4 protein-coding genes are annotated in these 2,139 nt (G+C 36.5%); 3 read left to right on the top strand and 1 reads right to left on the bottom strand.

Annotation, left to right across the window (positions count from 1 at the left end):
• Positions 1–12: 12 nt before the first annotated feature.
• Complete coding sequence (locus AMDU4_RS07905; protein ID WP_021787459.1) at positions 13–627, bottom strand: hypothetical protein; 615 nt, start codon at positions 625–627, stop codon at positions 13–15.
• A 156-nt stretch (positions 628–783) separates the two neighbouring features.
• On the opposite strand from AMDU4_RS07905, the gene AMDU4_RS07900 reads away from it, so the two are divergent.
• From AMDU4_RS07900 to AMDU4_RS07890, 3 genes are all read left to right on the top strand, one after another.
• Positions 784–993 carry a hypothetical protein gene (locus AMDU4_RS07900; RefSeq protein ID WP_290704631.1) on the top strand — a complete coding sequence of 70 codons (210 nt, stop codon included), beginning with the start codon at positions 784–786 and terminating at the stop codon, positions 991–993.
• A 40-nt stretch (positions 994–1,033) separates the two neighbouring features.
• Entirely contained in the window at positions 1,034–1,681 is a 648-nt protein-coding gene (gene lipB, locus AMDU4_RS07895; protein WP_021787457.1) for a lipoyl(octanoyl) transferase LipB, read from the top strand.
• Between the two features lie 271 nt (positions 1,682–1,952).
• A partial coding sequence (locus AMDU4_RS07890) for a hypothetical protein (RefSeq protein WP_290704627.1) occupies positions 1,953–2,139 on the top strand: 187 nt, incomplete at its 3' end.

The following is a 2,139-nucleotide window of genomic DNA, read 5'->3' as shown; positions in this document are numbered from 1 at the left end:
CCTGTGTATGTATTACTTGATTCCCCCTACCTGTTTTGTATTATATACTTTATAGAATCCATAGTTGCCATAGCTTAAGTATATGGTATTATTCCCGTCATAGCCCATCTCATCCATGTACTTCTCAACATGTATATTTGAATTGCCGAATGTGGAATATGAATTGCGGAAGAATACTGATGGCTTTGGTGCCATAGAATGCATTGAATAGAATTCAGATCCTGAAAGGTATTTTGCATGGAAGTTTATATTTCCAGGCATGGAGTTTACATCCCATGTATATGCATATACACCGGTTCCGCCAATATAATCTGTGTGCACATTTACTCCTGATACAATAAAGTACAGTGGTGTATCACCTGCACCACTTGATTCTGAGAATGATGTTACATCTATCTTAAGTGTTATTGCACTCTCTATGCTTGCTGAGGATGGTACACATGTTTTGCCAGAAACATGCCATGTATTTACAACCTCGCCTAAGAGCCTATTTGATAGAGATGGATTGATTTTACCTGGAGAATTTGAATCTAATGCAATAGATGAAGAAGATAGTTGTGATAAGGGCATTATTGAAAACATTGCTACAACCAACAGGGATATAAATGTAATATATCTACGTCGCATAATAATGTAAACGTCTGACTGTATATAAATGTTTGTCCGACTATATTACTTTTATCCACTGATGTAATTGATAATGTATGAAAAACAGTAAAAGAGCCATGTGAGAACCTATCCAGTATCACAGGAATAGATGAATATTCCAGGAAAATAGATTTAGTGTACTATACATACATGCTGCCACAATCATCCATATACCGTGAAGATCTAGTTGGGTATAATAACTTGGGCAAGTCTCAGATATTCAGGTTGAAGGCAGGAAGACTTTACTGGGTCTTTGTTGAATTATTTTATAAATCCATGTGTGTATACCTGATGGTACATGATCTGCTTGAACTGAAAAAACTGGAAAACATTTTAAGCGTATGATGATATTACTGTATTAATTCCCAGAATGAGGCGCACAAAAATGATAGAGGAGAAAACATCCAGAATCAGCATTTACGATCCCGGAACAGTTGATTACATGGAGGCGTTATCTTTCCAGAAAAAGGTGCATAGTGCAGTGAATGATTATTCAAGAGGCGATGCGTTTATTTTCCTGCAGCATCCTGATGTATATACTGCAGGTGCACATTATAAGGGTGACCTTTCCAGTGCAGTGAAGGTAAATAGGGGAGGCTACATGACATACCATGGGCCCGGACAGCTGGTTGCCTATTACATAGTGAATATGAAAAGGAGAAACATCGATGCCCTCGGGCTTATTAAAATAATACAGAATTCTGTGATAGAATTGCTGGATTCATATGGAATCCATGGAGAACCAATGCTGAATGAAAAAACCGGTGTCTGGGCAAACAATAAAAAAATTTGCTCTATAGGCATTGGAATAGATAGATTTGCCACAATGCACGGAATGGGGTTGAATATATCCACTGACCTTAAGAAATTTAATTTCATCAATCCCTGCAACTTTTCCCCTGATATAATGACCTCTATGGACAAAGTTTCCGGCATTAAACATGATTTTAACTCGGTAAAGGACAAGTTCATTGACATAACAATCAAGAATTTCCAAATAGATGATTATATAATTTATAAATCCATTGATTGATGCACTATCTCTGTTTGGAATTTATATTTTAAAGTTAGATGACTTTTATAATGGTAAAATTCACTGATATTCACAATCATTTCCTATATCCCCGGGATATTCAAGGCAATGGCTCTATATCATTGTAGCCATGCACCATGATTTGGCGTGATTCCAGTAATATCATGATTATTTAGATTTCATCTTCCTGGAACAACCAGCATAGAGGAACGAAGAGCCGTATTTTATTGTGTAGAGCAAAATATTTATCGAATATCACAATAATAAAAATATGGCAGAATTTCCCCGATTTCATTGCTGTGTAGATCAGAAGGAAGAGGATTATGATTCAGGCATACAGATGTATTTTATGAGGGAATATGACCTGGCTGAGTTATTGGCCCGGCTTATAGACCTTGATGCCCCTCATGCGGATGAATACAAAAAAATGGTAGAATTCATAAAGTCCCGGAAAATAA

The organism is Ferroplasma sp. Type II, from assembly GCF_000496155.1.
This window is presented reverse-complemented; position numbering and strand designations above follow the sequence as displayed.

Coding starts and splice junctions, on each gene's coding strand:
- AMDU4_RS07905 (WP_021787459.1), bottom strand. CDS start 627: ATGCGACGTAGATATATTACATTTATATCCCTGTTGGTTGTAGCAATG.
- lipB (WP_021787457.1), top strand. CDS start 1,034: ATGATAGAGGAGAAAACATCCAGAATCAGCATTTACGATCCCGGAACA.